Here is a 5,143-nt window from a genome sequence, read left to right as displayed (position 1 = left end):
TTGCAAAAGACCTGTTGTCTTATGTAACGCATATCGGTGAGGAGGCTAAGCAGAAAATAACTTTTTTGAAGGAGCCCCGGGGTGTACCGATTATTTTTGTTCTGTTGAAATCGACTTATTTCATGTGTAAAATTGGACTAACGTCCAAAATGTACAGTTCAGGAATATGGAGCAAACATATGCAGGTGTCAAAGAAAGAGAACCTGATACAGGTAATAAAATTTGTATTGTTTTCAGCTTCTGCCGGGATTGTCCAGGCGCTGACATTTACGGTGTTGAACGAATTGCTGCATTGGCCGTACTGGCCGTGCTACTTGATCGCTTTGACGCTCTCAGTGCTCTGGAATTTCACGCTGAACCGTGAGTTTACTTTTAAATCTGCAACGAATGTGCCGAAGGCAATGCTGAAGATTGCCATCTATTATGCTATTTTTACACCGCTGTCCACCTGGTGGGGCGTGGCGCTGACAAATGTGGGTTGGAATGAATATATTGTCCTGTTTGGCACGATGCTAATCAACATGGCAACAGAATTTTTAGTCTGCCGCTTTCTCGTTTACCGAGACAGTATGAATACAAACCAGCGTGATCAGCGGTCAGCGGCAATGGTCCAAAAGTAGTGATTGAGCAGAAGAAAAAGGACTGTATCGCGGCAACAATCCTGCATATAGCTAAAGGGATTTTTGTGGTTATGGGGTGTACCGACGTTCTGACGATCTGCTGAATATCGTCCTGATTTGCCCCGCGTCCATGACCGAAATGATACGATCGATAAACAGGAGATAAACCAGATGAAAAAATATGTGAAAGTTTTACTGGTGTGTTTTATCGTGTGCGCTTTACTGACAGGCTGTACGGGGAATACACGGGCGCAGGATATACTCTATCAGGTATCGACGCTCGACGCGCTGATGCAGGGCGTATATGACGGGGAATTAACGCTTGAAGAGCTCCTCCAACACGGCGATTTCGGCATAGGCACCTTTGACGCGCTGGACGGAGAAATGGTTATTTTGGACGGTACGGTTTATCAGGTATTATCCAGCGGCGAAGTGGTGCAACCGGATCTGTCGGTGACGACCCCTTTTGCTATGATAACGCAGTTCAATACCGATATTCAGTCTGATGTAAGCTCTGTCAGTGATTATAACAAGCTCCAAGAGACGATTGGCAGCCTGCTTCCAAGTCAAAACGAGATTTACGCAATTGAAATTCACGGTACCTTTTCGTACATAGAAGCGCGCAGTGTTCCCTCGCAGACGGAACCATACCCCCTTTTGTCCGAAGTAACGGAAGAACAGACTGTTTTTGAATACAAAGACGTTACGGGTACCTTGGTGGGATATTGGTGTCCCGAATATTTAAGCGGAATTAATCTTGCCGGGTACCATCTCCACTTTTTGTCGGAAGACTATACCATGGGCGGACACCTTCTGGAATGTTCTATTGAAAACGCCGCCATTTCCATTAATACCGTGACGCAGTTTCAGATGCTGATTCCCCAAAACGAGTATTTTTTGCAGACAGATTTCGGCGATGTAACTGAGCAGGAAAAACAGAATGTGGAACAGTAACGGGCTGTGACTGTGACTGGGGGTAACGTTATGCTTGCAATGATATTGAAAATGACCGGTGTCAAGTTCCTGATGGATGTCATGGTGCTGAGTGTAGTTCTTCTTGAAAAGAAAACAAAGTTCGGTTCAATATCAGCGATTCAAAATATGGGCATACTTGACAAATAAAGAGAGAAAACTGGTAGTTGAGTTGTTTTTGCGCTTCGCGCAAAAACAACTCAACTACTATTATTTCTTCTCATATTACGAATTTCTGGTTTATATAATCCTTTTCACGGCAAATGGAGATCCGATGCGTACTCTAGCATTTTCGCTTTCGGCGGATGTAGCGTCCAGATCATCCTAGATCAAATCCACACCTATCTGGTCATCAGGAATTTTTCTGGACAAAAGAACAACCGTCTCGACATGGCTCGAGAGGACAGAATGAATGTCATTTGAACCTGCCCGTTCTCGGAAACATATCCACTGCGTTTTTGGCACTATCGGTAGACGGGAACATATCCACCAATCGTACCGTTTATGAAAAGGGCACTCTTGCTAGGAGGGCCCTCAATAATAAACATTAATGTAATTAATAGTCTTTTTTCTTTACTGGAATCCAGATTTCGCTTCGATACTTTGGATTTCCAGTGTCTGGACTCTCGTTCCACAAAATTTCAGGACCTTCAACTGCCTCATACCCTGAAGACGGAAACCACTCTGAGTATATCCTTCCCCATACATTTTGAAGTGTTTCCGGGAAGGGTCCAATGGATTCGAAAACTGCCCAGGTACTGGCTTCTATTTTTAATACATCAAGTTCTGCTGTTTCATCACTTGAAGTTGCTACACCGATGTAATGATCTAGTTCTCCTCTTTCTTCCATTCTTCCTTCCGAGAAATTAGTGGAAGCACTAATAATACCAGTTGGTTCTACATTTGAAATTGCTTTTAATTGTTTAATAACCTCCGGGGTTAAAAGTTCAGTCATTTTTGCAATCTCTGGATTAACACCTTTAAAAATAACTGGAACTCTCTTCTTAAATCCTACTAACTTAAATGCCTCTTTTTCAACAATACGATAGTTCATTTCGCATCCTCCTTGTATTGATAATTGAAAGGTCATTCGAGGATAAGCTTTTAATTGTGTATTCTCACTCCTTGCCTCAGAAGGGAGAATACCATGCAGGGAATGAAAAGCACGGGAAAATGAATCAGCCGAATTATAGCCATATTTTACGGCTACATCAATTATTCTCAAATCCTTATCTTTCAAATCAAGTGCTGCCAGCGTTAATCTTCTTCTCCGAATATATTCTGATAAGCTTATACCTGATAAAAAAGAAAACATCCGCTTAAAATGATACTCTGAACAGTAAGCAATTTTAGAGACTTCACTATAATCAATATCCTCAGTTAAGTGCTCTTCAATGTATACCATTGCATTATTCATACTACTTAACGAATCCATCAAACAACCTCCTTTCATCGTCAATATTATCAAAGGATGTGCTTACCAATCCGACAATCTGTGCACAGTATAGTCGGCTATTATTTAAAATATTCTCTTATGAGACTTAAGAAACGAAATCTAATTCATGCTTAACTTTTCAATTGCATGTTTTCCATTAGTTGGGAAGACCACATGCTTTCCTTTGTTACTTAAATTTTTGCTTATTTAAATTAGAATCTCTTGGTTACTTGTATTCACTCGGAACAGGAATATTAAATCTCTCACACAATAGTTTTACATCATGCACATCATTTTCATCATACTCATAGCCCAAGTGAAATAATATTTGATTTTCAGCATCAATACATCTTACCGTTTTATCGCCTATTTTCCCAATGCCGCTAAACACTTCTGGAGGATATGCTTCCCCTTCAAAAACAATGTATCCTTGTTCGTTGAATTTAAATATATGAAGATCAATTATCCTGCCTTTACTATCCTTCCAAACCGTGTGGGATGTGGTGGTATATGCTTCGGTAACCTCAGCAAAACCTTTTTCTTTTAATATTTCAATAAACTTTCTTCCATTACTTTCTTCCACAAATAAATCAATATCGTTGTGTACTCTTGTTTCTTCTTCTAATAATGCATCTACTCCCCAACCGCCATCTATCCAAATGTTAATTTTATTTTCCTCAGCATATGTTATTATCTCAATGGCATCTGTTTTATTTACCATGCAACCCCTCCGTTCAAATTAAAATTTATAAGCGATAAATCTCGAAGCTATTATGCTAAAGATGAAGTTTGCCTTTTTTTGCTCGCCATAATTAGAACTAAATCGAGGCTCCAGCAACCCCCCCAGATTTAAGTCCCCTTTTGTGCCGTGGTAGAAATGCCCCGTGTCTAATGATTTTTCATTAATTGCTCTAGCCCTTCTTCGGATGTTAACATTTCAAGATTATTAAATATTTCCTCTTCGCCCCAGTTCCACCATTGGAGCTTTAGCAAGAATTCAACCTTTTCATCACTAAATCGTTTTTTGATAAATTTAGCTGGATTCCCACCATATATTGTGTATGGTTCAACACTTTTTACTACTGTTGAGTTAGCAGCAATAATCGCACCATCACCAATTTTAATACCCGGCATAATGGTAACATTCTGTCCAATCCATACATCATTTCCAATCACTGTATCACCCTTGAATGGTAACTGCTCTATTGTTGGAGTTACCTTCTCCCAACCACAGCCAAAGATATTAAAGGGATAGGTTGTAATTCCATCAATTCTATGATTTGCACCATTCATAATAAACTTAACACCCTCTGCAATTGCACAGAACTTGCCTATTATCAGTTTATCCCCTAGAAATTCGTAGTGATGCTCTATATTATCATAAAATTTCTCTGGAGACTTTTTATTATCGCTATAATAGGTATATTCGCCAATTTCTACATTGAAGCGTTTTGGGAGATTTTTTATATAACAAACTGTTTTTATGTTTTCATTTGGATATAGTTTTTTCTTATCTGGTCCTGTCATAAGATATACACTCCCTTTCATTTTTAATATGTTTCTAAGCTATTCATATTTATACACCACATCCATATTACATCCATCCTATCTCCTCAACCCTACGAATTTATCTAATCTGTCAACTCAACCCTACCTAAATTTATGTCCTTTTTTGCTAAAAAATTACCCTCGATATGTTCCCTTATACGCATATAGAGGGTTTGAGTCGAGTGGACAGATTTACTTTCATTTTATGAAATCCAGTATTCTCAAGACTTTCACGACTTCACTTTCTCGTTATCAACACAACACACTCCACGTGGTAAGTATGCGGAAACATATCGAAAGGTGTGATGCGGTCAAGCTGGTATCCGGCAGCCATAAGTCGCCGCACATCGCGTGCCAATGTCGATGGATCGCAGGAAACGTAGGCAATGTGCTGCGGTGCCATGCGGATTAACGTTTCCAGCACGCTTTTCATCAGTCCCGCACGCGGCGGATCGACAATGACCTGATCGAAATTCATCCGCAGATGAGGCAGAATCTTTTCCGCAGAGCCCTGATGACACACTGCCTGGGAAGAACCTGCCAGATTGACCGCATAATCGCTGCAGGC

General features: G+C 40.2%; 7 protein-coding genes and 1 pseudogene. 3 read left to right on the top strand and 5 right to left on the bottom strand.

What is annotated here, in order from left to right; genetic code table 11:
• The 3 genes from VIO64_RS04250 to VIO64_RS04240 form a co-directional block, all read left to right on the top strand.
• Positions 1 to 620 (top strand): GtrA family protein (locus VIO64_RS04250; RefSeq protein ID WP_331915494.1); only part of this gene is annotated, 620 nt, incomplete at its 5' end.
• A 171-nt stretch (positions 621 to 791) separates the two neighbouring features.
• Positions 792 to 1,574: an acetolactate decarboxylase gene (gene budA, locus VIO64_RS04245; RefSeq protein WP_062281232.1), complete on the top strand. Its 783-nt coding sequence runs from the start codon at positions 792 to 794 to the stop codon at positions 1,572 to 1,574.
• A gap of 30 nt (positions 1,575 to 1,604) precedes the next feature.
• The gene (locus VIO64_RS04240) at positions 1,605 to 1,742 is read left to right on the top strand and encodes a hypothetical protein (RefSeq protein WP_154664743.1); all 138 of its coding nucleotides are present in this window, start codon (positions 1,605 to 1,607) and stop codon (positions 1,740 to 1,742) included.
• A gap of 406 nt (positions 1,743 to 2,148) precedes the next feature.
• On the opposite strand, the gene VIO64_RS04235 is transcribed toward VIO64_RS04240, so the two are convergent.
• The 5 genes and pseudogenes from VIO64_RS04235 to VIO64_RS04215 all read right to left on the bottom strand — a co-directional run.
• Positions 2,149 to 3,027, bottom strand: a complete 879-nt coding sequence (locus tag VIO64_RS04235) for an AraC family transcriptional regulator (RefSeq protein ID WP_285215430.1) — start codon at positions 3,025 to 3,027, stop codon at positions 2,149 to 2,151.
• 226 nt (positions 3,028 to 3,253) lie between these two features.
• Positions 3,254 to 3,748, bottom strand: a complete 495-nt coding sequence (locus VIO64_RS04230; RefSeq protein WP_285215429.1) for a nucleotidyltransferase domain-containing protein — start codon at positions 3,746 to 3,748, stop codon at positions 3,254 to 3,256.
• Between the two features lie 18 nt (positions 3,749 to 3,766).
• Positions 3,767 to 3,934 carry an NAD(+)--rifampin ADP-ribosyltransferase gene (locus tag VIO64_RS04225; RefSeq protein ID WP_331915496.1) on the bottom strand — a complete coding sequence of 56 codons (168 nt, stop codon included), beginning with the start codon at positions 3,932 to 3,934 and terminating at the stop codon, positions 3,767 to 3,769.
• A complete protein-coding gene (locus VIO64_RS04220; protein WP_331915479.1) occupies positions 3,916 to 4,554 on the bottom strand; it encodes a Vat family streptogramin A O-acetyltransferase in 639 nt (212 codons plus the stop codon). The genes VIO64_RS04225 and VIO64_RS04220 overlap by 19 nt, the downstream gene beginning before the upstream one ends.
• Positions 4,555 to 4,813: 259 nt before the next feature.
• Positions 4,814 to 5,143: pseudogene (locus tag VIO64_RS04215) on the bottom strand (hypothetical protein); the annotation flags it as partial.

This window comes from Pseudobacteroides sp. (assembly GCF_036567765.1).
Lineage (GTDB): Bacteria > Bacillota > Clostridia > Acetivibrionales > DSM-2933 > Pseudobacteroides.
Note: the sequence above shows the minus strand (reverse complement) of the source record. Positions and strands in the feature narration are given on the sequence as shown.